Below are 26,830 nucleotides of genomic sequence, written 5' to 3' on the forward strand. Positions count from 1 at the left end.
TCAAACCATATTCGATAAATATGTTCAAACCAGAATACGGTCTCTGAGTCTGTCGTCCATGAAGAACTCAGAGACCCAACTCTTTATTTTCGTAATAATCTCAGGCCATTTGCCACAACCAGAAGACTGGCACCAACATCAGCAAATACAGCCATCCACATGGTTCCCATTCCCATGAGCGTGAGTACAAGGAATACGGCTTTAATACCTAGAGCGAGGCTGATATTTTGTACAAGTAAGCTGTACGTTTGTCGGGACAATTTCACAAAGGCTGGTATTTTACGCAGGTCATCATCCATTAAAGCTACATCTGCAGTTTCAATCGCCGTATCAGTACCCATTGCTCCCATAGCAAAACCGATATCAGCTGCAGCCAGAGCCGGTGCATCATTGATACCATCACCAACCATCCCAGTGATTCCAATCCGTGAATGCTCTTCAACTGCACGATGTTTATCTTCTGGCAATTGATTCCCTCGAGCCTCATCAATTCCAACCTGAGATGCGATTGCTTTAGCTGTATGTGGGTTATCACCAGTCAGCATAATAGTTTTAACGCCAAGTTCATGAAGTTGTTCAATCGCTTCACGACTGCTGTTTTTAACAGTATCAGCAACAGCGAACAGCCCAAGCACTTGCTTACCATCATTGAGTAAAATAACTGTTTTACCCTGGCTTTCCAGCCTTTGTACTGTTGCTTTAATCTCTGATGGACAATTAAAGTGTTCTTCTGTCAAACGCAGGTTTCCAAGGTAAAAATCCTTACCTGTAATTACGCCATGCACACCTCGCCCAACAATCGCTTCAAAGCTGTCAACATCCTGCTTTTTCAAATCAGCAGAAGCATTCACAATTGCCAGTGAAACAGGGTGATCAGAGTAACTAGCGAGACTAGCTGCAGTAGTACGAACTTCACGCTCGCTCCATCCATTGAATACCATTACGTCGGTTTGTACTGGTTTCCCATGGGTAATAGTTCCTGTTTTATCCAGCGCAAGGGCTTTTAGCTTACGTCCCTGCTCAAGATAAACACCGCCTTTAATGAGAATCCCTTTGCGAGCAGCTGCAGTAAGTCCACTGACAATCGTTACTGGCGTAGAAATAACCAGGGCACATGGACACGCTATGACAAGCATAACTAAAGCTTTATAGATCCACTCCTGCCATGTTCCTGCCCCAAACAATGGTGGCAATACAGCAACCGCAACAGCAATACCCATAACGACTGGGGTATAAATCTGGGAAAAGCGGTCAACAAAACGTTGTGTAGCTGCTTTGGCACCTTGCGCCTGCTCAACAGCATGAATGATTCGCGCAAGGGTTGTATTATTTGCAGCTGCAGTGACTTTATATTCAAAAGAGCCTGACTGATTTATTGTTCCAGCAAATACTGTATCGCCCGCGATTTTATCGACAGGCATACTTTCACCTGTAATTGGAGCCTGGTTAATGGTGGTTTGACCTTTGACGATTTCTCCGTCGAGACCAATTCGTTCACCTGGTTTTACCCTAACAATACTGCCCGGTTGTACGCTACTGGCGTCAACTTCCTGCCATGTTCCATCAGCTTGTTGGACCATTGCAGTTTCAGGAGTCAGGTTCATCAGTGAACCTATTGCATTTCTGGCTCTATCGAGTGATTTGGCTTCTATTAGTTCAGCAATGGTGAATAACACCATAACCATCGCCGCTTCTGGCCACTGCCCAAGGACCAAAGCCCCAGTAACGGCAATACTCATTAGTGCATTGATATTCAAGTTGCCATTGCGAATCGAAATCCAACCTTTTTGGTAGGTTGTCAGACCACAAGAAAGCACTGCTATCAAAGCCAACCCAGCTTCGAGCCAGTCAGGCATATCAGCCCAGTGCATCACTTCGGCTGCAAGAGCAGCTACGCCAGCCAGAGCTAATGGCCACCAGGGCTTTTTTTTCTCCTGGGTATTTTTCTTGCCGCTAGTATTATCCGAAACTTCTGGCTCGAATCCCAACGAGCGAATTGCAGCCATGATCGCTTCAAGCGAATCCGGTGTATGAGTTACAGTCAAAACACGCTGCATCAGGTTGAAATCAAGCTCTTTAACAGAGCTCATTCCACCCAGTTTCTTTTTGATAAGATTTTCTTCAACAGGACAATCCATCTGCATAATGCGAATTTCTGTCCGTAATCCACCAGCCACAACCTGCGAGCCCCCCAGGCTACTCAATTGTTCTGGAGCCGCGGAGCAACAATCCCCCTCATGGCCGTGATCGTGGCCTTCATGAGAATGCTCTTGCGCGGCATGATCATGGTTACATCCCTTATGATTATGCTCATCATGCGAATGCCCTTCGCCGCCATGACTATGGGCATCATGATTATGGCCTTCATGGGAATGGTCATCACTGCATTTATTGTGATTATGAGCCTTCTGATCATGTGCATGATCATTTGCTTTATGTGATTCACCAGTATTCTTAACCCGGAGTCCTGTCCCTAAATTGAACGTTTCACAGCAACTAGCCGCTTCGTCTCCTGCAGGGGTTTTGCTATTTTTTACACCACCACTCATTTTCATTTCCTCATCTGCTAACTATACTGACTATTAAAGACCCTGATCTAACTACAGGGTCAAGTGCATAAGGGGGGATGCATGAAAATTGGTGAATTGGCCCGTAAGGCGGGTTGTCCGGTGGAAACTATTCGGTACTATGAGAAAAAAGGATTACTTCAAGCTCCATTAAGAGATATTGAAAATAACTACCGCTGTTACAACAATACTCATCTGGAAAAGTTGTTATTTATCCGACGCTGCCGCTCTCTTGATATGACTCATGAGGAAATACGTGCATTGCTACTGGCAATTAATAATCGCGGTAAAGACTGTGGCCCCATTGATGCAATAATCAGTGCCCATCTCACGCATGTTCAGCATCGTATTAAAGAGCTATTAGCCCTGGAAACACAACTAAAAGAACTTAATGGCTATTGCAGCTCAGACCGGAGCGTGGACGAATGCGGGATAGTACAGAAATTGACTGCTGATGAAGAGAATGGTGATCTTCCTTTAACCGTACCAACTGACCACTTGGGGGGGGTGCATTAGTGGTGTGCGCTTATAAGTTGATTAGACTGATGGCGTAACACTAGCCCATACAGCTTTGTGCTACGCCATCATGCCCTTAAAATAAGGGGTCGGGCTTTTTCCATTTCGTTACCACGAGAACTACGTTGCACCGCCCCTTCTCTCTTACCGGGATGGCTTTTAGCATCAGCGGTCATTAATGTCTGGTATTGGGCATTCAAATCGCTCATCCCCAGCACAGCTTTTGAACAGAGCTCTGAGTGTATATGCCATTCGTTGCATATTTTCCATACGTCGCTCTAAATCATCCATATGCTCTTGTGCCAGACGTTTAACATCGGCGCTCTGGCGAGATTTGTCATTCCATAACTTGAGCAAATCGGCTATCTATTCAAGAGAAAAACCAAGGTCACGCGCACTGCGGATAAAAATCAGACGGTGGACATCATTGGGTGCATAATCACGGTAGCCTGCTTCGGTACGACCTATAGCAGGAATCAGACCAATTTGCTCGTAATAGCGAATCATCTTTGCGAAGATTCCTGATTCGTTCGATGCTTTACCAATGTTCATAACTCCCCTTTATCTTAGTGCTCAGAGTCTTCTGCCAGCGGAGTCTGGAACCGACGCAAACGAAGTGCGTTGCCCAGAACAAATACACTGGATAGCGCCATCGCGCCTGCAGCAAAGATTGGCGAAAGCAGCAATCCATAGGCAGGGTACAGCAAGCCTGCTGCTACAGGGATCAATGCGGCATTATATCCAAACGCCCAAAAAAGATTTTGCCTGATGTTACCTATTGTTGCCTTAGACAATCCAATAGCATTAGGCACACCCTGTAGGTTGCCGGACATTAAGACAACATCAGCAGATTCCACCGCTATATCGGTACCTGTACCAATTGCAAGCCCAATATCTGCCACAGCTAAAGCTGGGGCATCATTAATGCCATCACCAACATAAGCGACCTTACCGTAAGACTCCTTCAACCGACGAACTGCTTCAACTTTCCCTTCTGGCAACACTTCGGCAACCACTTCATCAATACCCAGCTGTCTCGCTATCGCATTTGCTGTATTGGCATTGTCACCTGTAATCATTGCGACTTTGAGCCCCAGTTGGTGCAATGCATTTATGGCAATCGGCGTACTTGATTTAATAGGGTCAGCGACTGCGATAATGGCTGCCAGACGTCCATCGATAGCAACATAGAGTGGAGATTTCCCTTCGTTTCCAAGGCGTATCGCAGTCTTTGAAAAATATTCGATGTCCAAGCCTAACTCACGCATAAATCGATCAGCCCCAATCTCTACGCGCTCTCCGTCTACTAGTGCTCAGAGTCTTCTGCCAGCGGAGTCTGGAACCGACGCAAACGAAGTGCGTTGCCCAGAACAAATACACTGGATAGCGCCATCGCGCCTGCAGCAAAGATTGGCGAAAGCAGCAATCCATAGGCAGGGTACAGCAAGCCTGCTGCTACAGGGATCAATGCGGCATTATATCCAAACGCCCAAAAAAGATTTTGCCTGATGTTACCTATTGTTGCCTTAGACAATCCAATAGCATTAGGCACACCCTGTAGGTTGCCGGACATTAAGACAACATCAGCAGATTCCACCGCTATATCGGTACCTGTACCAATTGCAAGCCCAATATCTGCCACAGCTAAAGCTGGGGCATCATTAATGCCATCACCAACATAAGCGACCTTACCGTAAGACTCCTTCAACCGACGAACTGCTTCAACTTTCCCTTCTGGCAACACTTCGGCAACCACTTCATCAATACCCAGCTGTCTCGCTATCGCATTTGCTGTATTGGCATTGTCACCTGTAATCATTGCGACTTTGAGCCCCAGTTGGTGCAATGCATTTATGGCAATCGGCGTACTTGATTTAATAGGGTCAGCGACTGCGATAATGGCTGCCAGACGTCCATCGATAGCAACATAGAGTGGAGATTTCCCTTCGTTTCCAAGGCGTATCGCAGTCTTTGAAAAATATTCGATGTCCAAGCCTAACTCACGCATAAATCGATCAGCCCCAATCTCTACGCGCTCTCCGTCTACGGTAGCCCTGACGCCCATCCCAGTAATTGAATCAAACTCAGTCAACACCGGCAGTGATATCTCTTTTCCTAGAGCGGCCTCAACGATAGCGCGGGCAATAGGATGTTCCGAACGTGATTCAACAGCGGCAACTTTTGCTAATACTAAGTCAAGCTCAAACCCTTCAGCCAACTCCAGATCTGTCATTACTGGGCGTCCCTCAGTCAAAGTGCCAGTTTTGTCTACAGCAACGACCTTGGCATCTTTAAGCAACTGCAGAGCTTCTCCCTTACGGAACAAGATCCCCATTTCTGCACCACGGCCAGTACCTACCATGATAGAGGTTGGGGTAGCCAATCCCATTGCACATGGGCAGGCAATGATCAACACAGCCACGGCATTAACCAGTGCGAAAGACAGGGCCGGTGATGGCCCAAATGTTAACCAGGCAAGGAAAGTTAACAACGCTGCCAGCATCACCACAGGAACAAACCATAATGTCACCTTATCGACCACAGCTTGTATGGGTAGTTTAGAGCCCTGGGCTTGCTCTACCATTCTGATTATTTGTGACAGCATCGTCTGACCACCAACGGCTGTTGCACGCAACCTCAATGCTCCTTTCTGGTTAACAGTCCCGCCAACCATTAAGCTTCCGGGAACTTTCTCGACGGGGATAGGCTCCCCCGTTATCATCGATTCATCGACAAAACTTGTTCCTTCGCTCACCTCACCATCAACCGGTACCCGCTCACCTGGTCGAACTTCGACAATGTCATCAAGGGCTACATCGCTGATGGGAATATCGATGACAATACCGTTACGCAGCACATGCGCCTCTTTGGCCTGCAATCCAACCAAACGCTTGATAGCCTCAGACGTTCGACCTTTAGCCCGCGCCTCCATGAATCGTCCTAAAAGAATAAGAGCGACGATTACCGCAGCTGCTTCGTAATACACATTGACGGTACCTTGAGGCAGAAGACCCGGAGCAAAGGTCGCAACCATTGAATAACCGAATGCAGCGAGAGTCCCGACGGAGACGAGAGAGTTCATGTCTGGGCCAAGTCTTAATAACGCGGGAAAACCTTTCACGTAAAAGCGCCGTCCCGGAATAGCCAGCACCAGCAATGTTAACACAAACTGGAGATACCAGCTTTCCTGGAGCCCAATGGTATCCATTATCCATTGATGCATTCCCGGTATCACATGCGACCCCATTTCCAGAATAAATACTGGTAACGCAAGTACAGTCGCCAAAAATAAATCTTTCTTCAACGCAGCCTTTTCAATATCTTTTTTTTCTGCAGTATCATCATTATTCTGGCTTTGGTTATCAACCAGGCTGGCTTCATAACCGATTTTTTCGATAGCAGTTATGAGGTCATCAGCTCCAGCGGTTCCACGAACAGTGGCTCTTTCAGTCGCTAAATTAACAGTGGCTTCTTTTACACCTTTAACCGCTCGGAGCGACTTTTCGACACGCCCTACGCATGATGCACATGTCATGCCCTGAACTGATAACTCTACAGAAGCTTGGGGAACCTCATAGCCGACCTTTTCAACTGCTTCAACCAACGCCATACGATTAACTAATGTATTTAGGCGGATATCTGCACGCTCAGTTGCAAGGTTAACGCTTACGCTTTGTACACCTTCAACCTTAGCCAGAGCGGCTTCAACTCGTCCAACGCAGCTTGCACAAGTCATTCCCTCAATGGGCAAACTGACTTGAGTTTCACCATCATTAGAATGCTGTTTTTTTTGAATGCTCATGATGTATTTCTCATCGTTATGTTCAGATAAAGAACAACCTTAAGGCTTACCATCGTGGGAAGGTCAAGCGCATTATTTTGAACATGCCGATACCGTGGAAGAAATCGTCATAAAATCCTTTACATGAACACATGTTCATGTGTCAGAGTATCGATAAAACCCAGCTTTTTGCTGCAATGTAGTTCACTTAAGCGGAGCTGCCTTGCGATTAACTGGATATCGGGTCTTTGATATTTTTACCGCCCTAGGCCTATTTGGCTTAGGGCGTTTGTCTATAAAAAGGATGGATAAGTCTCCTCGCAGACTTTTTAGACGCTTTGCCGTATTACCGGGAGACACCTCTTTGCACATGACCTTTGTTGACTCGCGATAAACTGACAAGCGTACTTAAAACTGATTTCATTGGGCATTCGACCATGCTCTACTGTCGCTTGACTGGCCTCTCGTCTCACCAAGTTATAACCAAGTAAAAGCCCCCCATAGTTCTTGATAGACAAGCTCCACCGTCTTACTCCTCAGTACTAAAGCGTTGTGTTGCATCGAACTTTTTATGTCTCGATACCCCAACTCAATTTACCATCTCTCATGGTAAAGCTCAGCGACCAATTCTCCGTCGTACTCTTCCCTCGGCAAAGACGTAAACACGGTTTTGTGCTTACCTTGTACTTGATATGTAACGGCTCTGACTTGCCATTTTTCAGGTAGGTTAGGATTTTTCTTGCGTGCCTGTGGTGAGACGTTCATTTCTACCAACATGTCGTCGCTCTCCTCATCGTCCAGAAGGATGTATTTAACCCCTTTCTTAGCAGGCAACAAACAGACCAGTTACCGCGAGTGAAATAGCGCAGTTAACTCAATAGGCATTCACTTTGCGACGCAACATGTTGAGCTTATCAACCTGGCGTCGAATATCACTGAAGAATTCTTCTTTCTCCATGGCCAGCGCTAGCTCCCATTCTTTGGCCAAACCTTGGCAGTCCAAAAATGCGTATCTCAGCTTCGTCTTTGAAATACGCAGCCCCTTGCTAAAGACCACGCGTTTGCCTCGTTGACCGTGAAAACTGTTGATGTACCACTCAATGCCAAAGCCATACTTAAAGTCTCTGATACGGACACCAAGCAGCCCCCAATCTTTAAAGGGCGCATTCTCGCGAACCTTGTAATGGGTAACCCAAAAGTCATCAACTTCAGTTCGTGCCAGTGCTTTTAGCCTGTCCGTTTCTTGCTGAAGTAAATCTGATACCTCTGCTTTCCATTGTTCATTGACGATTTCTACCAAACCAATTTCCCCATCCAATTAACCCCAAAAGCCAAAACCACTATCCGTTTGGCTTTTGGATCGAAACGCCAAACGTAAAACTGCCGTAACAATCACTGTTTGGCGTCTCGATATAAATCAACTCGCGCAATCCCATACCTGACAAGGGATACAGGCCGATTTCACTTAAAAACGCCTAAAAAGACGTATTGCCATGAAAATACAAACCGTTTGGCAAGTTCAGGCCAGAATGCAAACAACGTTTGGCGTCTCGATTTTTTTGGCTAGGTTATCCGCCGCCAAACAGAGCCTATTCTCATACTTTTGCGAAAATGCAATAGGCAGATAGATGAAAGGATTTGTCACCTTTCTGCCCACCGCCAGTGCGCCGAATCCTGATAATGACATTTGAGTGAACCGCCAGAGCACTTGGAAAAGCCCAAGCGTGACCAGTGCGGTTGATTGAAAACCGTTAGAGCACTTTGAGTGCACAGGAGATAAGTATGTTTGTACTAGGCGTAGATATCGGTTACTCAAACCTGAAGCTGGCAATTGGCCAATCAGGCAGTGAACCGAAAACCATTATTCTGCCTGCGGGTGCCGGTCCTGCGGATCGTATGCCGGAGCGTATCGGTGGAGGCGATGATGAAACTTGTTTGTATGTGTTTGTCGATAATGAGCGTTGGGCCGCTGGTGTGCCTGCTGGACGCCTTCAAGGCTGGGAACGAGAGCTCCACCCGGAATATCCGACCACAAAAACCTATAAGGCGCTTTTTCATGCCGCCTTGTTAATGGCTGAAACAGAATCCATCGATTTGGTTGTCACTGGATTACCGGTTTCCCAGTTTCATGAACCACAACGCAAGTCTGGCCTTGTGCAGCGTTTAAAAGGTGTCCATCAAGTGACACCAAAGCGCAGCATCACCGTTCATGACGTCAAAGTGCTGCCGCAGCCTGCCGGTGCCTATATGGATCTGGTTCAAACGGGTGGTGATCTGGGCTTGATTGAAGAAGGTCGTGTCGTCGTAATCGATCCCGGCTTCTTTTCTGTTGACTGGGTTGCCCTTGAGGCCGGAGAAATTCGCTACAGCTCATCAGGAACCAGTCTTCAGGCAATGTCCGTGCTACTGGAAACCATTGATAAGCTAATTTCAGAAGATCACGGTGCCAAAGTAGGTATGGATCGACTTGAAAAAGCCATGAGAACCGGCGACTTGCAGGTGCTGCTATTTGGAGAAAAAGTCGATATTTCACCCTATCTGAATGCTGCCATGAAAAAGGTAGCGCCTGTTGCTCTTACAGCCATGCGCCAATCCATGCGTGACGAAAGCATCAATGCGGACTTGGTATTGATCGCCGGAGGTGGAGCCTTGGCGTATAAGGAAGCGGCCAAGGAGATTTTTTCACGAAGCAAGATCATCGTGCCGGAACAGTCTGTTTTGGCGAACGTCCGAGGCTTCTGGTTTTATGGGGCCTGATTATGAGAGTTGTCGTCAACATTCCCCCAGGGAGCCACCCTGAACTGCTCAAAGAATTAGAAAAGACGCCGCCACGGGAACGCGCTGAGCGTCTGCGGATGCTGGCCACCTTTGGGTTAATTCACATGAGCCAACCCAATCCATCCACTACATCTGTACCGGTGGATGGCCTTGCACCAGATGGTGAAGTTACTTCTATGAGTACAGCGCCAGAACCCAAAGCAGAATCACGTAAACAATCATTAAAATCAAAACTAGGGCTGGGCTTATAACATGGCGTTATCAGTTAGCTGGCTCGATGCCAGGTTAAATAAAGAAGCAAAAGAAACCGTAGTAAAAGCCGACCGAGATGGGCTAAGTGCTCGGGTATCGCCCAAGGGCAAAATTGTTTTTCAGTTTCGTTATCGTTTCGATGGCAAGCAACAGCGGGTAGACATTGGTACTTACCCACTTATGAAGCTTGCTGAAGCTAGGAATGAGCTGGATAGGTTAAGGGCGGTACTCGACCAGGGCAGAAACCCCAAGCTCTACCTACAGCAGGAACGGGCCAAGTATTCTGCCAATCAAAGCTTCGAATCGATTTTTCGAGACTGGATAGACTCTGCCGGTAAGCAAGGGCTAAAGGAGAAAACGTGGCACTACCAAAAACGCAGCAGTGAAATATATTTGCTGCCCCGACTTGGCAAGTACCCATTAACTGACATCAATGAATTGTCCTTGCGAAACTGTCTTCGTGAGGTTTCGGAGTCGTCCCCTTCAAACACAGAACGTCTGGTGTCTGTGCTGCACAAGTTTTATGACTGGCTGATTGATGAACAAATTTTGGAAATTAACGCTGCCGCTGGGATCACAGCAAAAAAGGTTGGCGGTAAGAAAGGCAAACGAACTCGGGTGCTAAATGACAACGAGATCAGGATACTTTGGCGCTATTTGCATGAGTCAAAAATCACTGAGAAGAATCGCATCTACATAAAATTGCTTCTGTTATTGGGAGGCCGTAAGGGAGAACTCATTCAAGCTGAAAAGCATCACTTTGACTTGCAATCTGCAATGTGGACAGTGCCCATAGAGATCCGCAAACAAGGTGAGAAAATTGGAGCGCCGATCATGCGGCCATTGATTAAGCCAGCTATTGAGCTGATTGAACTGGCGATGCAGATGAGCAAATCAACCTACTTGTTTCCCGCGAACGGACAAGAAGAGCTTGCCACAAATGGCTTTGATACCACTATTCCTAATAATGTGAAAATCTGGGCTCGCAGATCGCTTGGTGTTGAGATGGAACATTGGTCTATGCATGATCTTCGCAGAACGATGCGAACGCGAATGTCAGCCATCACCACGCAAGAAGTTGCCGAGTTGATGATTGGCCACAGCAAAAAAGGGTTGGATGCTATCTACAACCAATATCAGTACCTGGATGAAATGCGTCATGCTTACGACGTTTGGTATCAACAGCTAGAAACCATCATCGAGCCGACAGGCTTTCCATTCAACTGGCGTTTCGGACAGTAAAATAAAAGAAAGAGGCTCAGTCCTCTTTCTTCTCATACTCCTCCAAGTCTTCAATGTGCCACAGCTTGTTTCGTGTATTTCGGTTGATGCGAGGTTGCGGCAAGCTGCCATCTTTTATTCTTCGCCAGAGCGTCGTATAGCTAATGTGGTAACGAGCCATCACTTCGTAAGACGTTAAAAAAGGGGTTACCTGGTGCGCTACTGCTGTCATCTGCATTCTCCTGAAAATCAATGTAAAGCTATCATCGCCTGATTCATCACTTGTTGATGGTCAGAAAGATGCATGATTTGTTCAGAAGATCAGCCTTATCATGACACCGGTATCATTGTGCAGTTTACCAAATTTCCAGTTTACGGCGAAAAGCGCCGTAAAATCGCATTAAGTTAAACCATCTTTATCGGTATGCACGCTCTAGCTACTAGGGAAGCTGCGATTAAGTGGTCCGCAGCTCCCGATATGACGCCCCAAACCGTCCTTTATCGACGTCCTGTGGCTCAATTTTCCAATTTTCAGCCCGAAATCGTCTCTTCGTGGCTGATTTTGGCCCTGTTTCAGGCCAATTTCCTCATTTCAGGTAGATCTCGCCTGTGCCCGTATCAATTGGTCAACTCGAACCAGGTTCGCCAGGGTGAATAACATCGCCAGTTGACTGTCATTTTTAGCCAGCCCCTTGTACCTGGCTTTGACGAAACCAAACTGACATTTTACTATCCGAAATGGATGCTCAACCTTCGCTCGGATACTCGCTTTCAGGTATTCGTAACGGATGGCCAGCTTGTTCTTGCGCGGGTGTTGCTTCAATGCATTCACTTTGCCGGGACGCTTGGCGATAAGCCAGTCTGCGCTGACATCGCTGAGCTCATCGCGCTTTTCGGCCCCCTGATAACCAGCATCGGCTGAGATAAATTCTTCATCGCCATGCAGTAACTTGCCAACCTGATTGAGGTCGTGCTCGTTAGCCGCCGTGGTCACCAGACTGTGGGTCAGGCCACTTTTGGCGTCCACGCCAATGTGCGCTTTCATGCCGAAGTACCACTGGTTACCTTTCTTGGTCTGGTGCATGTCTTCATCACGGCTGTTGTGTTTGTTTTTGGTAGAGCTGGGGGCTTGAATGATGGTGGCATCCACCAAGGTGCCCTGGGTCATTAGAACGCCACACTCTGCTAGCCAGTGATTAACGGTACTGAAGATTTTGCGGGCCAGTTCATGCTGCTCCAGCAAATGCCGGAAATTCATGATGGTAGTGCGGTCTGGAATGGCTTTATCCAGTGACAGGCGAGCAAATTGGCGCATGGAGGCGATTTCATAGAGGGCATCTTCCATGGCCTCATCGCTCAGGTTGTACCATTGCTGCATGCAGTGAATACGCAGCATGGTTTCCAGCGGATAGGGCCTGCGACCATTACCGGCCTTGGGATACACAGGCTCGATAACGCCAAGTAATTTGTCCCAGGGAAGCAAGTCATCCATTCTGCCAAGGAAAACTTCTTTGCGGGTCTGGCGGCGTTTACTGGAAAACTCACTGTCGGCAAAAGTCAGTTGCTGGCTCATCCGGTTACTCATTCTGGGTTCAGGTTACAACACGATGATCTCACATCTCGGACTTATTCGCACCTTCCCTAGGAATTCAGCGTAGCGGTATACTTCGTAAGTGCATTTCGATGGCTTCAATCACTGACCTAGTGAGGGGTAAATGCGCTTTTTCTTTTGCCCATACCTCATGGAAGCCAGCTACAGTTTGCTTTGCAGTATCTAACACCAATTTTTCAGGCAACATGGCTTTAGCCGCTAAGTGTGATAGCTCATCCAGCGTGAAATCGCTGAATTTCTTGCTACGGCTCACCTTCAGCGATGCACTATCATCGGGGATATAAGGAATGGTTGAAACAAAGTCATAAACAGGTGCAATAGACGCAGTGCGCTTATCTTTGTAAATCACAGACCAATTCTTCAAATGCATATCAGCATTGCCAATTAGGGTATTGAACACCAATCGGCGAGTAAATTCAGCAATGTCTTCGTCTTTACCTTCAATGCCGATAACCTGAGCAATATTGCGCATACTGGCTTTTTTGTACTTATCTTGAGGATAAACGCCAAACACTTGCGCAAAGTCCTCAATGTGAACATCTTGACCATCTGCACGGTCAAAACGCTTGATCACAAACGCACTGTCACCATATTTGCCAATGCCTGCTGGAATATTAGCAATCTGGTTAATGGGAAGTAGCTGAGTCTCTGGTACATCCATCCCCAGCAATCGAGCCAGTTCCATCATCGAATATTCATTTTCTGGCACAGCGTCAAATCGAGATGACGGCAACTTCACAATCCAAGAGCCACCTTTACCAGTTGCTGGAATGGTCAAGCCGCCGTTAGCCTGTTGCACAGCTGAAAACTTCAACTGCACACCCGCCAATGAGAAGCGCATCGGCGCTTCAATTTTCGCTTCATCGTCAATGCCTTGATGCACATTAGGCGGCAGCGCTTCACCATCCGCCGGTTCAACCGTGATCGCGCCAGCTAAATCCTGCCCTAGCACCCACAATAGAAAAAATTCCCGCGCGGGGTTCACACCGGCACGCTCTGCCAGGTAATTTCGCATGGTTTCTTCTGGCAAAAGGTTGGAGAAAAACGGGGTTAACTTAGTTTGGGTCGGTTTGAAGCTAGTCAGCAGGCCACCTAGCGAATCTTTAAAGCCAAGTCCTAACACAGGACGCGATTCGTCATGAATGTACGAATCCATAAAGGCAAAAAGCGTTCTGTCATTGCCCACGTTGGTGATAGTGGCAATGGGTTCACCGTACAGCAACACGTTGAGCGTAGAGACATGGTTAGTCATCGTCGTCTTCCTCTAACTGATACGCGGGCGACATTGACTCACCCTCATCGCTGATGCCGTTAATACCTTGGCCACTTCGAATGATCGACTTGATGGCAGGTACAGACTTTTTAGGCACAACCAATAGCTCTAGGTCTAGTACACGGGCAAGTGCAATCAAACTGGATATTCTTAAATCAACACTGCCAGACTCGATTTTCGAAATATGGCTTTGAGGCACACCCGAACGAGCACTTAACTCTCTCTGGCTAAACCCCTTTCGTACCCGAGCTTCTCGAAGACTTTCTAGTATCTGCTCTGTTACATAGCTCATTTCGATACGCCTTAATGCATCAATTAAGAATAATTATATACAAAAACATATCACAGTAACTCAAAGAACACAAATTTGATTAGCCATTACATATCAAAAGCCATGACCAGATACATAATTACATATAAGTAGAAGGAGATTTTTGTCATCGACAAAAGAGCGATACTCTCGCTGATAATCGCCAACTGACGCATCAAACTCCCTAAGTACTTTTGTAGCTCAGCCCTTATACAGCAAGGGCTACAGAAGAACTCGCGTCAAATCGCCAGAAGATAAGTGCAACAAAGAGGAAGTTTGTACACAGTTACAGGAAATTTTGTACACACAAGTCGAAAAACAAGTGCAAAATGATGGTGTAAACAGCAACTAAATTTGAAGGTAAGTCTGATATCTCAATTAGAAATAACCGTATTGGTTCGCTTCAAGCATCTTCAAAAACAAATACTAAAGCAAAAATCACACCAACAATAAACTCCCTCATTAAATTTTGTAATTTGGTACAGAAGAAAACATTTACCAAAAAAAGAGACTCTTTTTAACGGTAGTACTTTTTACGCCAAACCCAGTAACCACAAGGCCTACAGCCAGGTTTGTGTCATGGAATTTTCGCAAAAGGCCTCTAAAACGGAATTTGTACTCAAGTTTGTACACACTTTCCGAGGTTACGCTTGAACATCATTGAAAAGCAAAGAAACGAGAAAAAGACAAAAAGCCTTTAAATTCAGTACGTAGAGATGTGATTGTGGTGTGCAATGAAAGGTGATTTTAAGCGTTGAAAGGCTGGACGGCATCAGGGTGCGATATAATCGCGAAGGTGCGACGTTTATCGACCTCTACTTTATTGTCTGACATTTAACCTATGCACTCGTATCGCTAAAAAAGGCGCAAATTATAGCGCCTCAGTGCGTACTTGGCTAGGTAAAGCCCAAGATGTGTCTCGGGCGATATGGCTTATTTTGTGCCTTCGAGCAAACCTTTAACTTTGGCTAACTCAATTCGCGCGTATCTGTGCTCAACAAAGTCATAGATATTGGTCGCGAGGGCAAGACGGAAATAATTCGCCGCCTCTTGGTATTGATTCTTGGCGATTTCGATTTTCGCGAGGTAGAAATACGCTTCACACAAACGCTCAGCATATTCTTTGGGGTGGGTCAGGCCTAACTTGGCGTCAGCAAAAACCTGCTCGCGGCTCTTAGCACCGAGGTAATAATCAACAATTACGGTTGACCAGGCATCGGCTTCCAGTCCCTTGCGGTGCTCCTGTAACTGACGTTTAGCTTCCTCAGCGTTATCCTTTGACTGGATGAGATATAACCACAGGGCGCGGTAACCGTCTTTATTATCGCCGGCATAAAACGCCTGCATATCTTTTAAGGCGAGATCGTTCCGATCACCATAATAAAGCGCAATGCCGCGATTCAAATAGGCATAATCATAGTTTGGCGACAGCTCTAATACCCCATCAAACGCCTCATAAGCGCTATCGTATTCACCCTCTTGGGTGTAATAAATACCAAGGAAATTATAGGCATCGGCTAAGTCGGGTTGCAGTTTAAGCGCCTGCATAAAATCGATACGCGCCATTAAGCGTAAACCAACGCTGTCGTAAATCACGCCACGGTCGTAATGAAAACGTGCGCGCTGCTCGTTGGTTAGCTCAACCGCCGATAATATTTCATTCAGCTTGGCAAGGGTGACTTCAACTTTATAGTCTGGCATCACGGGGGCGATGACTAACTTGCCTTCAACGTCATTTTGGTTGTCTAAGGGAGACTTAGTGGTCGCACATCCAGCCAACATCAAGCTGGCACCCGCCAGCACAGCAACAACAGCGGTTCTAATTTTAAGACTCATCCATTTCTACCTTTTTAGATTCCCAACTCACGCAGAAGAATGTTCATGATAGCAATCCCACTTCAGGACTGCTATTGAGGAATAGCATTAAACGCAATTTTATTAAACCTAAACAAACAAAAAGGAGATCAATTGATCTCCTTTTAGTCACGTCATGTCGAAACTGACGCCGATAATGTCAGTAAAGACGATTATTCAGCAGCGGCTTCTTTAGTCTGTGCTTCTTTGATTGACAGTCTTACACGACCTTGACGATCCACTTCCATTACCTTAACGGTAACTTCTTGGTTCAGTTCAAGGTGGTCAGAGACGTTAGCAACACGCTCATCGCTGATTTGCGAAATGTGTACTAAACCATCTTTGCCAGGCAGAATGTTAACGAAGGCACCGAAGTCTACGATACGGATAACTTTACCGTTGTAGATACGACCCACTTCAACTTCTGAAGTGATTTCTTCGATACGACGAATAGCTTCTTTGGTGGCTTCGCCATTAGAAGAAGCAATTCTTACTGTACCGTCATCTTCCAGTTCGATAGTGGTGCCGGTTTCTTCGGTCAGCGCACGAATAACCGCGCCGCCTTTACCGATAACATCACGGATCTTCTCTGGGTTGATCTTGATAGTTGTGATACGTGGAGCGTGGTCAGAGATATCATCACGGTGTGAACCAATCGCTTGGTCCATCACGTTCAGGATATGTACACGTGCGCCGTAGGCTTGTTGCAGTGCAATTTCCATGATTTCTTTGGTGATACCTTCGATCTTGATGTCCATCTGCAGTGCAGTCACACCGTCACGAGTACCGGCTACTTTGAAGTCCATGTCACCTAAGTGGTCTTCATCACCTAAGATGTCAGACAGAACAACGAAGTTGTCGCCTTCTTTTACTAGACCCATAGCGATACCCGCTACAGAAGTCTTGATTGGTACACCCGCATCCATCAGCGCAAGAGACGTACCACAAACTGATGCCATAGAGCTTGAACCGTTAGATTCAGTGATTTCAGAAACCACGCGAACGCTGTATGGGAATTCTTCAGCCGTTGGCATGACTGCGTTGATACCGCGCCACGCTAATTTACCATGACCGATTTCGCGACGCTTAGGTGAACCCACCATACCTGTCTCACCCACAGAGTAAGGAGGGAAGTTGTAGTGCAGCATAAAGCGGTTAGTACGCTCGCCCATGATGCTATCAATCTTCTGTGCGTCACGCTCAGTACCTAGAGTACAAGTTACCAGTGCTTGAGTTTCGCCACGGGTAAACAATGCACTACCGTGAGTACGTGGTAATACGCCTGCTAATACGCTGAGTGCACGAACCATGTCTGGCTCACGACCGTCGATGCGCGGCTCACCACGGATGATGCGACCACGAACCACTTTCTTCTCTAAGCTACCGAGCAGACCGTCAACTTCACGTAAATCTACGTCTGGGTTTGCAGCCAACAGTGCTTCTTTAGCAGCGGCTTTAACCACAGCAACTTGAGCATAACGATCTTGTTTAACTTGAATTTGATACGCTTGCGCTAAACCGTCTTCAGCTAATTCTTTAACTTGAGCAACTAAGGCTTCATTGGCAACTGGTGCAGTCCAATTCCAAGCAGGTTTACCCGCTTCTGCTTTGAATTCAGCAATCGCTTTGATAACCACTTGTTGTTGATCATGGCCATAAACCACTGAGCCTAACATCACTTCTTCTGGTAATGCTTGAGCTTCTGACTCAACCATCAATACCGCGCTCTCAGTACCGGCAACAACCAGGTTCAGTTGGCTGCTTTCTAACTGAGTCACTGTTGGGTTCAGTACGTATTCGCCATTGATGTAACCCACGCGCGCTGCACCTAATGGACCGCTGAATGGGATACCCGAAATAGCAAGCGCAGCCGAAGTACCGATCATTGAAATAATATCCGGCTCGATTTGTGGATCGACAGATACAACAGTAATGATCACTTGAACTTCGTTTGTGAAGCCATTAGGGAAAAGAGGACGAATTGGACGGTCGATCAGGCGAGCGATTAATGTCTCATCTTCTGAAGGACGGCCTTCACGCTTAAAGAAACCACCAGGAATTTTACCTGCTGCGTAGGTCTTTTCTTGATAGTTAACAGTCAGAGGAAAGAAGTCACGGCCCGCTTCAGCTTCTTTTTTACCAACAACAGTGACCAACACTGTCGTGTCACCCATGCTAGCTAAAACGGCAGCGTCTGCTTGACGTGCAATAACACCTGTTTCCAGGGTGACTGTATGTTGACCATACTCAAAACTCTTTACAATTGGATTCACGTGACCCATTCCTTAATTAATGACCTTGAATTACGCGCGTAAGTATACTGCAATTATCCACAATAGATAAAGAGCAGATAATGATGACAAAGGTCTATCTTTTCACTAAAGTGGGTAAACGAACAAAGAGTTATGCTGTAACTTAATGTCGCAAGATCCCCATAGCGAAAACAATAATAAAGGATGTGTTGAATGACGGGTCGCTTTAAATCCCTAACTTGGAAACAGACTAACCTCGTCGTTTTTACTGCGTTATTTTTTGCTATCGCTATTTTTATTGTTGAAATTGCCCTTGTGGTAGTGTCCACCAAACATCAACTCACGACCACTCAACAGGAATTACTCGATTCGGTAGAACAACCCTCTGCTAATGCCGTTTGGGCACTAGATGATAATCTCGCAAGACAAACCTTAGAAGGTGCAATAAAAGTTGAGCATGTAGGCTCAGCAGTCATCGAACTCGATGATGGCTCCATGTTTGTGTCAGTGAGTAATAATCAGAAAACCAGCTCACAAACCTTTATCAGCCTTAGCAACAAACTCTTCGATGACTTAAAAGAAATCTCACGGCCCTTGTATCGGCCCTTTTACTTTGAAGGCACGCAAAAACAGCAGCTTATCGGCACGCTAACCATTTTTTACGATACGCAGGAACTGACCAACACCCTCTTTAGCCAGTTACGCTTCAGCTTTTTTGCCACCTTAGCCCGCGCGCTGTTACTCACCTTAGTGCTGTCTGTCGTATTCCACCGCTTCTTGACACAGCCAATAGCGAGGATCAGCGAGGCCATTGATAAGATTTCCCCCGATTCGCCCGATGAAAACCTGCTGCCCATGTCCAACGCCCATAAAGATGATGAATTAGGTCTAGTGACATCGAAGTTTAACCAGATCCTTATTCAATTCAGTCAGACCCAATCCAAACTGCGTAAAATGGCCACCCGGGACCCATTAACTGGGCTTCCCAATCGAACCCTATTACTCGAAACCATTGCCGTGACTATCCAGCGCTCACGGGTTCATAAAAGCAGTTTTGCGTTGATGTTTATTGACTTAGACCGTTTCAAAAATATCAATGACTCCCTCGGACACGCCCTTGGCGATCAATTCCTCGCCCGCATCGCCCGTATTTTGGAACGCGTGGTGGGCGATAAAGGGTCAGTATCACGCCTAGGCGGCGATGAATTCGTGATTCTAGCCGACTCAGTTCACTCTCCCGATCAAGCTGCCGACTTTGTCGATAAACTGTTAGTACAGCTCAACGTGCCGATTCAGCTGAATGAACATGCGATTCACCCAGCGGCATCGATTGGGATTTCCATCTATCCAGAAGATGGCAACAGCGCCGAAGATCTTATCCGCCATGCCGATATCGCCATGTACAGCGCAAAGGCCGCTGGATCGAATCAATGGGCCTTCTTCAAACAACAGATGACTGAGCGTGCTGCGGTGCGACTCCGTACCGAAGCATCGCTACATGATGCCTTGAAAAACAATGAATTCTTGCTCTACTTTCAGCCCAAGTTGGATTTACAAACTGGCAAGATCACCGCTTGTGAAGCCCTGATCCGTTGGCAAAAAGATGGCCGTTTAATCAGCCCAATCTCCTTTATTCCGGTGGCGGAAGAAACCGGCATTATTATTCCGATTGGACGTTGGGTTATCGAGCAAAGCTGCCGCGTGCTACGCGACTGGCAGAAGAAATATAACTATGCGATACCGATTGCCATTAATGTCGCGTCACAACAATTTGCCGATGCAAGCTTAGTCTCTGATATCAAACAAATGGCGCTACGATACCAAATTCAACCCGAGTTATTAGAAATAGAGATTACTGAAACCTCATTAATGAATGATATAGAACTTGCTATCAACAAATTAGAGCAACTTAAATCGGCAGGATTTGGTATCGCGGTAGATGATTTTGGTACTGGTTATTCCTCCCTCTCTTACTTACGCCATCTGCCAATCACCACTATGAAAATCGACCGTTGCTTCGTGTCCGACTTACCAGGGGACAGCGCGATTGCATCGACTATTTTGATGTTAGGTAAACAATTGAATCTTACGATTGTGGCCGAAGGCATCGAAAACGAGCAGCAACTCGATTGGCTCAAGCGTAACCAATGTCAAATAGGTCAAGGCTTCTATTTTAGCCAGCCGTTACCACAGGCAGAGTTTGAAGCGCTGTATATCGCCAACCAAACCGCGACCATTAGCAATATTGATGGATTTCGTGGCGCCTAACCGCCGAAGAGAGAGTGTAAAATACTGAATTTAAGGCAATAAAAAAGGAGGCTTAGCCTCCTTTTTTATGTCAGTAAACGCGTGATTAACGACGTAAACCTAACTTTTGGATCAGCTCATTGTAACGCGCTGCTTCAGTACGCTTCAGGTAAGCTAATAACTTACGACGAGCGCTAACCATGCGTAACAGACCACGACGTGAGTGGTGATCGTGGATGTGCTCTTTGAAGTGATCTTGCAAATGGTTGATTTGAGCAGTTAACAGCGCAACTTGAACTTCAGTTGAACCAGTGTCGTTTGCGCCACGGCCAAATTCAGCCAGGATCTTTGCTTTCGCTTCAGTACTTAGTGACATGTGTCTCTCCAAATATAAAATGTGAATCTCTAGCCGATCACTAACTCAGCCAGAGGGCGCGCTATTCTACCCATAATCCTTGGCGCGCGCAATAAATGCGATGGATTAATAACCCAAGATAATCAATTAAGATGCTTTAGCTTGGTCGTGAAGCACGACTAAGCGCTTAGGTGCCAGTAAGCCATCTTGGTTCATCTCGCCAATTCCGACGAAACGACGTTCAGTGCCCAACGTAATGCGCACCAATGTATCTGCAACGAGTCCTGAGACTCGTACCGCCTGACCTTGCATTAAGTAAGCTGCACTCGCATCCGGCACATTGACCTCGGGAAAATCAGCAACCGCGGTATCCATAGGTAGCAGCAACGAGTCCAGCAAGCTGCTAGGGTCAAGCTGCTCCTCCTGCGCCTTAGCGACTAGGGCTTCGAGTTGCTCCAAGGTGACCATTTTGTCGTAGGGATAATGCGCGACTTGAGTACGACGCAGCATAATCACGTGGGCGCCACAACCGAGCATCTCACCTAAATCATCAATGATAGTGCGAATATAAGTGCCCTTAGAACAATGAATGTCTAAGGTCAGCTCATCGCCTTCTAGACCGATGAAGTTCAGTTCAAAGACAGTGATTGGACGCGCCTCGCGCGGCACTTCAATCCCCTCGCGGGCATACTTATACAAAGGCTGGCCTTGGTATTTCAGCGCCGAATACATGGAGGGCACTTGCTGGGTATCGCCACGAAAATGCTCTAAGGCAGACATTAACTGCGCCTCAGTGAATTCGAGCGGGCGAGTCTGCACCACTTCACCGTCAGAGTCGCTGGTATCAGTGCGTTGCCCCAGTTTTGCGGTAACCAGATAACGCTTATCCGAATCCAGCAAGTGCTGCGAAAACTTAGTCGCTTCGCCTAAACACACAGGTAGCATGCCCGTTGCCAAAGGATCGAGCGCCCCCGTGTGTCCCGCTTTATTGGCATTAAAAAAGCGCTTTACCCGTTGTAATGCAAAGTTGGAACTCATGCCAGTGGCTTTGTCCAACAACACAATACCGTCGATAAAGCGGCCCTTCGAACGTCTCGCCATTACGCTTTACCTTCGATGTCATCGGCTTCGTCGATGTCATTCTCAGTCACATCTTCGGCGCTACCAAACTGTTGCTGCTTGGCTTTATCGCTGTTGATCACTTGGCTGACGAGGTTAGACATACGCATACCTTCAACCAATGAACTGTCATACACGAAACGGATTTCAGGCATGACTCTCAGCTTCATGCGCCCCGCCACTAAAGTACGGATATAAGGCGCAGCGGTAATCAAGGCATTGAGCTTTTCTTGCACCAGCTCTTTGTCTTCTTCGAAGAAAGTCACAAACACTTTGGCGTAACTTAAATCGCGGGACACATCGACATCATTAACGGTTACAAAACCAATACGGGGATCTTTCATGTCGCGTTGTAACACAACAGCCAGCTCTTGCTGCAACTGCTGGGCTATGCGACGTGTACGACTGAATTCTTTTGCCATAATAGAGTTACCATAGCTAATGTATTAAATTGAAAGGGCGGCTAATGCCGCCCTCTTTATCGTTACAGTGTACGTGCCACTTCGACGGTTTCGAATACTTCGATTTGGTCACCCACGCGGACATCGTTGTAGTTCTTAACACCGATACCACATTCCATGCCATTGCGAACTTCGTTAACGTCATCTTTAAAGCGACGTAATGATTCGAGTTCACCTTCGAAGATCACCACGTTATCACGCAGAACGCGAATTGGTGCGCTACGCTTGATGGTGCCTTCAGTCACCATACAACCAGCGATTGCGCCCAGTTTTGGTGATTTGAACACGTCACGAACTTCAGCCAGACCGATAATCTGTTGTTTGAACTCAGGTGACAGCATACCTGTCATCGCCGCTTTCACTTCATCAATCAGATTATAGATAACGCTGTAGTAACGTAAGTCAACACTTTCGTTTTCGATAGTCTTACGCGCTTGCGCATCGGCACGCACGTTAAAGCCAACCATAATCGCGTTAGAAGCCGCAGCTAAAGTCGCGTCGGTTTCGGTCAGAGCACCTACACCACGAGCGATGATGTTTACTTTCACTTCGTCGGTAGACAGACCCATTAAGGAGTCGGTAATCGCTTCGAGTGAACCTTGAACGTCTGCCTTCAGAACGATGTTCAGTTCTTTCACTTCGCCTTCGGTCATGTTCGCGAACATGTTTTCCAGCTTAGACTTCTGCTGACGAGCTAATTTCACATCACGGAACTTGCCTTGACGGTACAGCGCAACTTCACGTGCTTTACGCTCATCACGCACAACGGTTGCTTCATCACCAGCTGATGGCACACCTGACAGACCTAAAATCTCAACAGGGATTGATGGGCCAGCTTCAGTGATTGAACGGCCGTTCTCGTCTTTCATCGCACGGATTTTACCGTACTCTAAACCACATAGAACGATGTCACCTTGGCGCAGTGTACCTTCTTGAACCAGAATCGTTGCTACAGGGCCGCGACCTTTATCCAGTTGAGACTCAATAACCACACCAGCAGCCATACCATCACGAACAGCTTTGAGTTCAAGTACTTCAGCTTGGAGTAAGATACCCTCAAGCAAATCATCAACGCCTTCACCCGTCTTAGCAGATACGAAGGCAAACATGTTGTCTCCGCCCCATTCTTCAGACATCACGCCGTGCTGAGACAATTCGCTCTTCACGCGGTCGATATCGGCTTCTGGCTTGTCCATCTTGTTAACTGCAACAATTAATGGCACGTTACCCGCTTTAGCATGTTGAATCGCTTCAATGGTTTGCGGCATAACACCGTCATCGGCAGCCACAACGAGTACAACGATATCCGTCGCCTTAGCACCACGAGCACGCATTGCGGTAAACGCGGCGTGACCAGGGGTATCTAAGAAAGTGATCATGCCGTTTTCGGTCTCAACATGGTATGCACCAATATGCTGAGTAATACCACCGGCCTCACCCGCTGCCACTTTCGCGCGGCGGATATAGTCAAGGAGCGATGTTTTACCGTGGTCAACGTGACCCATAATGGTTACAACAGGTGCACGAGGCTCAAGCTTCACGCCGCCTTCTTCGTCACGCTCAGAAAGTACTTGTTGTTCTAATTCGTTTTCACGAATAAGTACCACTTTATGGCCCATTTCTTCAGCAACTAACTGGGCGGTTTCTTGATCTAACACTTGGTTGATCGTAACCATTGAGCCCATCTTCATCATTTGCTTGATGATTTCAGTCGCTTTAACTGCCATTAAGTGAGCAAGTTCTGCCACTGTAACTGTTTCACCGATACGCACATCACGGTTAACGGCTGCAACTGGCTTATTGAAGCCATGAGCCATTGATTCTGGCGCTGTGCTGCGGTTACGCATGTGTTTTTCGCGACCATCGCGAGCATCTTTACCACCACGTTTGGTTTTGGCGGTATTTTTGTTACGCGCACGGCGGCCACGTTTTTCTTCATCCATATCCGACGAATCTTCAGCAGCGCGAGCCACTTTAGAGGTAGTGATATGGTGATCGCTATAGCGCTCAGCTTCTAAACGTTGACGCTCTTCTTCGGCCCAACGCTTAGAGTTTTCTTCTGCTAACAAACGCGCTTTTTCTGCCGCTTTGGCGGCTTCTTCGTCTTGTTTACGTTTAGTAGCAGCTTCTTGTACTGCTTTTAAACGTTCAGCTTCCAAACGAGCTGCTTCAGCTTCTGGTGACATATCTTTGGCTACTTTCACTTCCGCTGCTGCTTTCGCTTTTGCTTTCGCTTCAGCTTCTGCCTTCGCTTTCGCCTCTGCTTCCACTTTAGCCTTAGCTTCGGCTTCTGCCTTCGCTTTCGCTTCAGCTTCTGCTTTGGCCTTCGCTTCGGCTTCTGCTTTGGCTTTAGCCTCTTCTTCCGCTTTAAGCACTGCGTCACTCACATCACGTTTAACAAAAGTACGGGTTTTACGCACTTCAACTTTAACGTCTTTAGATTGACCACCATTACCGGCCACACTCAGGGTCGATACGGTTTTACGTTGCAGCGTCATTTTAGTCGGCGCATTATCGGCGCCATGTTGCTTCTTCAGATAATCCAGTAACTGCTGCTTCTCAGCTTCAGACACGTTATCAGTGTGGCCTTTCTTAATTCCGGCCTGAGAGAATTGCTCAATCAGACGTTCAACACTTTTACCCACTTCCGTGGCCAATTTCTCTACGGTAGTATCTGCCATCAGTTAAATCCCCCTGTTGATCGACTTATGCTTCTTCGCCAAACCAACAGATGTTGCGGGCAGCCATGATCAGCTCACCTGCTTTTTCTTCTGTCAATTCTTCAATTTCGATCAAATCATCAATGCCTTGTTCAGCCAAGTCTTCTAGAGTCACGATACCTTTGCTCGCTAAAACATAGGCTAAGTGTCTTTCAACACCTTCAAGTGCTAATAACTCTTCACTTGGCTCCACACCATCTAGTGCTTCTTCGGATGCGAGCGCTCGAGTTGAGATCGCAGCCTTAGCACGTTCACGTAATGCTTCGACGAGATCCTCATCAAAGCCATCAATTGCCAATAATTCTGACACAGGTACATAAGCCACTTCTTCGAGCGAAGTAAAACCTTCATCAGCCAGTACTTGTGCAAAATCTTCATCTACATCCAGAGATTTCATAAATAAGCTCTTCACCTTAGCGCTTTCGGCTTGGTGTTTCTTATTCATGTCTTCCACTGTCATCACGTTCAGTTCCCAGCCTGTTAACTGAGTCGCTAAACGCACGTTTTGACCATTGCGACCAATGGCCTGAGCTAAACTTTCCGCTTCAACAGCGATATCCATTGAGTGATTGTCTTCATCAACGATGATAGAAGCCACATCAGCTGGCGCCATGGCGTTGATCACATATTGTGCTGGATTATCATCCCACAATACGATATCAACACGCTCACCACCGAGTTCATTCGATACCGCTTGCACACGTGCCCCACGCATACCAACGCAAGCACCAATTGGGTCGATACGACGATCGTTCGATTTCACTGCGATCTTAGCGCGAGCACCAGGGTCACGCGCCGCGCCCATCACTTCGATCAGTTCATCGGCAATTTCCGGCACTTCAACACGGAACAGCTCAATCAGCATGTCAGGCTTAGTGCGAGTTAAAAATAACTGCGCACCACGCGCTTCAGGACGAACAGAGTAAAGCAATGCACGAACACGATCACCAGGACGGAAAGATTCGCGTGAAATCAAGTCTTCACGGAATAATACGCCATCAGCATTGTTGCCTAAGTCCACAACTACACTTTCGCGGGTTGCTTTCTTAACGACACCAGTGATCAGCTCACCTTCTTTATCTTGGAACTGCTCAACCACTTGCGCACGCTCAGCTTCACGTACTTTTTGTACGATCACTTGCTTAGCGGTTTGGGTAGTAATGCGATCGAACGCCACTGATTCAATTTGGTCTTCAATAAATTCACCTGGTTGAATCTCTGGATCTTCGAAACGTGCTGCTTCCAGCGTAATCTCACGGTATGGATTTTCTAACGCAACACCGTTGTCATCAATTACCATCCAACGGCGGAAAGTTTCATAAGCGCCAGTTTTACGGTCGATAGCAACACGAACGTCGATATCACCTTCGTATTTTTTCTTGGTAGCGGTAGCCAGAGCAGTCTCCAGCGCTTCAAAAATCTTCTCGCGTGGAACGGCCTTTTCATTTGAAACCGCTTCAGCGACTAGCAGAATCTCTTTATTCATTTTGTCTTGCCTCGTTCACCTTGAAA

The 26,830-nt window shown here is 46.9% G+C and carries 19 protein-coding genes and 3 pseudogenes; 5 read left to right on the plus strand and 17 right to left on the minus strand.

The window, feature by feature from the left end; genetic code table 11:
* Window positions 1-83: 83 nt before the first annotated feature.
* Complete coding sequence (locus tag CEQ32_RS10430; RefSeq protein WP_088585980.1) at window positions 84-2,549, minus strand: heavy metal translocating P-type ATPase; 2,466 nt, start codon at window positions 2,547-2,549, stop codon at window positions 84-86.
* Window positions 2,550-2,630: 81 nt separating this feature from the next.
* On the opposite strand from CEQ32_RS10430, the gene CEQ32_RS10435 reads away from it, so the two are divergent.
* Window positions 2,631-3,083, plus strand: coding sequence for a Cd(II)/Pb(II)-responsive transcriptional regulator (locus CEQ32_RS10435; RefSeq protein ID WP_105932867.1), 453 nt, complete (start codon window positions 2,631-2,633; stop codon window positions 3,081-3,083).
* A gap of 68 nt (window positions 3,084-3,151) precedes the next feature.
* Here CEQ32_RS10435 and cueR read toward each other — a convergent pair.
* The 5 genes and pseudogenes from cueR to mobI form a co-directional block, all read right to left on the minus strand.
* Window positions 3,152-3,635 (minus strand): annotated as a pseudogene (gene cueR, locus CEQ32_RS23340) (Cu(I)-responsive transcriptional regulator).
* 14 nt (window positions 3,636-3,649) lie between these two features.
* Window positions 3,650-4,396 (minus strand): annotated as a pseudogene (locus CEQ32_RS10445) (HAD-IC family P-type ATPase); the annotation flags it as partial.
* The gene (locus CEQ32_RS10450) at window positions 4,390-6,885 is read right to left on the minus strand and encodes a heavy metal translocating P-type ATPase (protein ID WP_088585983.1); all 2,496 of its coding nucleotides are present in this window, start codon (window positions 6,883-6,885) and stop codon (window positions 4,390-4,392) included. The gene CEQ32_RS10450 and the pseudogene CEQ32_RS10445, both read right to left, overlap by 7 nt.
* Before the next feature lie 183 nt (window positions 6,886-7,068).
* Window positions 7,069-7,701, minus strand: a pseudogene (locus CEQ32_RS10455) (transposase); the annotation flags it as partial.
* 37 nt (window positions 7,702-7,738) lie between these two features.
* Window positions 7,739-8,182 (minus strand): conjugative transfer protein MobI(A/C), encoded by a 444-nt coding sequence (gene mobI / locus CEQ32_RS10460; RefSeq protein WP_088585984.1) that lies wholly within the window; start codon window positions 8,180-8,182, stop codon window positions 7,739-7,741.
* A 464-nt stretch (window positions 8,183-8,646) separates the two neighbouring features.
* Between mobI and CEQ32_RS10465 the strand changes: the two genes are divergently transcribed.
* From CEQ32_RS10465 to CEQ32_RS10475, 3 genes are read left to right on the plus strand one after another with little or no spacing between them, the layout of a single operon-like run.
* Entirely contained in the window at window positions 8,647-9,621 is a 975-nt protein-coding gene (locus CEQ32_RS10465; RefSeq protein ID WP_088585985.1) for a ParM/StbA family protein, read from the plus strand.
* A gap of 2 nt (window positions 9,622-9,623) precedes the next feature.
* The gene (locus tag CEQ32_RS10470; RefSeq protein ID WP_088585986.1) at window positions 9,624-9,893 is read left to right on the plus strand and encodes a hypothetical protein; all 270 of its coding nucleotides are present in this window, start codon (window positions 9,624-9,626) and stop codon (window positions 9,891-9,893) included.
* A gap of 1 nt (window position 9,894) precedes the next feature.
* The gene (locus CEQ32_RS10475) at window positions 9,895-11,136 is read left to right on the plus strand and encodes a tyrosine-type recombinase/integrase (protein WP_028870222.1); all 1,242 of its coding nucleotides are present in this window, start codon (window positions 9,895-9,897) and stop codon (window positions 11,134-11,136) included.
* A gap of 16 nt (window positions 11,137-11,152) precedes the next feature.
* Here the strand turns inward: CEQ32_RS10475 and CEQ32_RS10480 are convergent, their stop codons facing one another.
* From CEQ32_RS10480 to pnp, 6 genes are all read right to left on the minus strand, one after another.
* Window positions 11,153-11,347, minus strand: a complete 195-nt coding sequence (locus CEQ32_RS10480) for a helix-turn-helix transcriptional regulator (RefSeq protein WP_000127614.1) — start codon at window positions 11,345-11,347, stop codon at window positions 11,153-11,155.
* Window positions 11,348-11,707: 360 nt separating this feature from the next.
* Window positions 11,708-12,688 (minus strand): IS5-like element ISEc68 family transposase, encoded by a 981-nt coding sequence (locus tag CEQ32_RS10485; RefSeq protein WP_000082736.1) that lies wholly within the window; start codon window positions 12,686-12,688, stop codon window positions 11,708-11,710.
* 76 nt (window positions 12,689-12,764) lie between these two features.
* Window positions 12,765-13,979 carry a type II toxin-antitoxin system HipA family toxin gene (locus CEQ32_RS10490; protein ID WP_088585987.1) on the minus strand — a complete coding sequence of 405 codons (1,215 nt, stop codon included), beginning with the start codon at window positions 13,977-13,979 and terminating at the stop codon, window positions 12,765-12,767.
* The gene (locus tag CEQ32_RS10495) at window positions 13,972-14,292 is read right to left on the minus strand and encodes a helix-turn-helix domain-containing protein (RefSeq protein ID WP_029627949.1); all 321 of its coding nucleotides are present in this window, start codon (window positions 14,290-14,292) and stop codon (window positions 13,972-13,974) included. The genes CEQ32_RS10490 and CEQ32_RS10495 overlap by 8 nt, the downstream gene beginning before the upstream one ends.
* A gap of 951 nt (window positions 14,293-15,243) precedes the next feature.
* Window positions 15,244-16,146, minus strand: a complete 903-nt coding sequence (nlpI, locus tag CEQ32_RS10500; RefSeq protein ID WP_011621823.1) for a lipoprotein NlpI — start codon at window positions 16,144-16,146, stop codon at window positions 15,244-15,246.
* A 191-nt stretch (window positions 16,147-16,337) separates the two neighbouring features.
* Window positions 16,338-18,437, minus strand: coding sequence for a polyribonucleotide nucleotidyltransferase (gene pnp / locus CEQ32_RS10505; protein ID WP_088585988.1), 2,100 nt, complete (start codon window positions 18,435-18,437; stop codon window positions 16,338-16,340).
* Window positions 18,438-18,629: 192 nt separating this feature from the next.
* Here pnp and CEQ32_RS10510 point away from each other — a divergent pair, with 192 nt between their 5' ends.
* Window positions 18,630-20,684 (plus strand): putative bifunctional diguanylate cyclase/phosphodiesterase, encoded by a 2,055-nt coding sequence (locus CEQ32_RS10510; protein WP_088585989.1) that lies wholly within the window; start codon window positions 18,630-18,632, stop codon window positions 20,682-20,684.
* A gap of 85 nt (window positions 20,685-20,769) precedes the next feature.
* On the opposite strand, the gene rpsO is transcribed toward CEQ32_RS10510, so the two are convergent.
* The 5 genes from rpsO to nusA all read right to left on the minus strand — a co-directional run bounded on the left by rpsO (window position 20,770) and on the right by nusA (window position 26,804).
* Window positions 20,770-21,039 (minus strand): 30S ribosomal protein S15, encoded by a 270-nt coding sequence (gene rpsO / locus CEQ32_RS10515; RefSeq protein ID WP_011621820.1) that lies wholly within the window; start codon window positions 21,037-21,039, stop codon window positions 20,770-20,772.
* Window positions 21,040-21,165: 126 nt separating this feature from the next.
* Complete coding sequence (truB, locus tag CEQ32_RS10520) at window positions 21,166-22,119, minus strand: tRNA pseudouridine(55) synthase TruB (protein WP_011716145.1); 954 nt, start codon at window positions 22,117-22,119, stop codon at window positions 21,166-21,168.
* Window positions 22,119-22,559, minus strand: coding sequence for a 30S ribosome-binding factor RbfA (rbfA, locus tag CEQ32_RS10525; protein WP_088585990.1), 441 nt, complete (start codon window positions 22,557-22,559; stop codon window positions 22,119-22,121). Before rbfA ends, truB begins: the two co-directional genes overlap by 1 nt.
* A 62-nt stretch (window positions 22,560-22,621) precedes the next feature.
* A complete protein-coding gene (gene infB / locus CEQ32_RS10530) occupies window positions 22,622-25,279 on the minus strand; it encodes a translation initiation factor IF-2 (protein WP_037415258.1) in 2,658 nt (885 codons plus the stop codon).
* A gap of 25 nt (window positions 25,280-25,304) precedes the next feature.
* The gene (gene nusA / locus CEQ32_RS10535; protein ID WP_037415246.1) at window positions 25,305-26,804 is read right to left on the minus strand and encodes a transcription termination factor NusA; all 1,500 of its coding nucleotides are present in this window, start codon (window positions 26,802-26,804) and stop codon (window positions 25,305-25,307) included.
* Window positions 26,805-26,830 lie beyond the last annotated feature (26 nt).

The sequence above is a fragment of the Shewanella sp. FDAARGOS_354 genome, from assembly GCF_002209245.2.
Classification (GTDB): domain Bacteria; phylum Pseudomonadota; class Gammaproteobacteria; order Enterobacterales; family Shewanellaceae; genus Shewanella; species Shewanella xiamenensis.

Excerpts from the sequence above, each read along its gene's own strand:
- CEQ32_RS10510 (WP_088585989.1), top strand. The coding sequence starts at position 18,630 with ATGACGGGTCGCTTTAAATCCCTAACTTGGAAACAGACTAACCTCGTC.
- CEQ32_RS10430 (WP_088585980.1), bottom strand. The coding sequence starts at position 2,549 with ATGAGTGGTGGTGTAAAAAATAGCAAAACCCCTGCAGGAGACGAAGCG.
- CEQ32_RS10450 (WP_088585983.1), bottom strand. The coding sequence starts at position 6,885 with ATGAGCATTCAAAAAAAACAGCATTCTAATGATGGTGAAACTCAAGTC.
- truB (WP_011716145.1), bottom strand. The coding sequence starts at position 22,119 with ATGGCGAGACGTTCGAAGGGCCGCTTTATCGACGGTATTGTGTTGTTG.
- CEQ32_RS10480 (WP_000127614.1), bottom strand. The coding sequence starts at position 11,347 with ATGACAGCAGTAGCGCACCAGGTAACCCCTTTTTTAACGTCTTACGAA.
- CEQ32_RS10465 (WP_088585985.1), top strand. The coding sequence starts at position 8,647 with ATGTTTGTACTAGGCGTAGATATCGGTTACTCAAACCTGAAGCTGGCA.
- nlpI (WP_011621823.1), bottom strand. The coding sequence starts at position 16,146 with ATGAGTCTTAAAATTAGAACCGCTGTTGTTGCTGTGCTGGCGGGTGCC.
- CEQ32_RS10495 (WP_029627949.1), bottom strand. The coding sequence starts at position 14,292 with ATGAGCTATGTAACAGAGCAGATACTAGAAAGTCTTCGAGAAGCTCGG.
- rbfA (WP_088585990.1), bottom strand. The coding sequence starts at position 22,559 with ATGGCAAAAGAATTCAGTCGTACACGTCGCATAGCCCAGCAGTTGCAG.
- CEQ32_RS10475 (WP_028870222.1), top strand. The coding sequence starts at position 9,895 with ATGGCGTTATCAGTTAGCTGGCTCGATGCCAGGTTAAATAAAGAAGCA.
- CEQ32_RS10485 (WP_000082736.1), bottom strand. The coding sequence starts at position 12,688 with ATGAGCCAGCAACTGACTTTTGCCGACAGTGAGTTTTCCAGTAAACGC.
- CEQ32_RS10470 (WP_088585986.1), top strand. The coding sequence starts at position 9,624 with ATGAGAGTTGTCGTCAACATTCCCCCAGGGAGCCACCCTGAACTGCTC.
- infB (WP_037415258.1), bottom strand. The coding sequence starts at position 25,279 with ATGGCAGATACTACCGTAGAGAAATTGGCCACGGAAGTGGGTAAAAGT.
- CEQ32_RS10435 (WP_105932867.1), top strand. The coding sequence starts at position 2,631 with ATGAAAATTGGTGAATTGGCCCGTAAGGCGGGTTGTCCGGTGGAAACT.
- rpsO (WP_011621820.1), bottom strand. The coding sequence starts at position 21,039 with ATGTCACTAAGTACTGAAGCGAAAGCAAAGATCCTGGCTGAATTTGGC.
- nusA (WP_037415246.1), bottom strand. The coding sequence starts at position 26,804 with ATGAATAAAGAGATTCTGCTAGTCGCTGAAGCGGTTTCAAATGAAAAG.
- CEQ32_RS10490 (WP_088585987.1), bottom strand. The coding sequence starts at position 13,979 with ATGACTAACCATGTCTCTACGCTCAACGTGTTGCTGTACGGTGAACCC.